The sequence below is a fragment of the Pseudomonas sp. 30_B genome (assembly GCF_017491605.1).
Lineage (GTDB): Bacteria > Pseudomonadota > Gammaproteobacteria > Pseudomonadales > Pseudomonadaceae > Pseudomonas.
Genome location: NZ_JAFGYY010000407.1, coordinates 1 through 431, shown reverse-complemented (window position 1 = coordinate 431; position 431 = coordinate 1). Strand labels below are relative to the sequence as shown.

The 431-nt window shown below is 71.5% G+C and carries 1 protein-coding gene; it reads right to left on the bottom strand.

Annotated elements, in window-relative coordinates; genetic code table 11:
• On the bottom strand, window positions 1-431 hold a 431-nt coding region (locus J5M67_RS28900), incomplete at both ends, for an alkaline phosphatase (protein WP_207888736.1).

Genomic DNA, 431 nt, shown 5'->3' with positions numbered 1-431 from the left:
CCTTCGACCTGGAGGAAGAACCCGTCCGGGTCGTCCTTCAGCAGGTCGATCGCCTTGCCCGTCATCGCCGCCAGCGTCGGAATGGCATCCGTCCGCTCCGGATTGTCGGCGCAGCGGACCGGGGGCTGATCGAGATTGCCGTGGTAGGACGCCTTCGGGCCGGTCCAGCGAACCGGCATCACGCCCGGCGCGAACAGGCCCAGAAGCGGCTGGCGCTGGCCCGCATCCTCGACAGCCGCAAGTTCGGCGGCATCGCGCACGATGGTATAGCCGCGCGCCTCCGCCTGCTGCATCAGCGTGCGGCCTTCGAACCGGCCGGCTTTCGCGACCTCCGCGAAGGTGGCCGCGCCGCCGCCCAGCAGCACGTCGGGCCGCAGCGCCAGCGCCTGTTCGGCGATCGACCCGGCGCCGCCGTTCTCCAGCGCATTGGC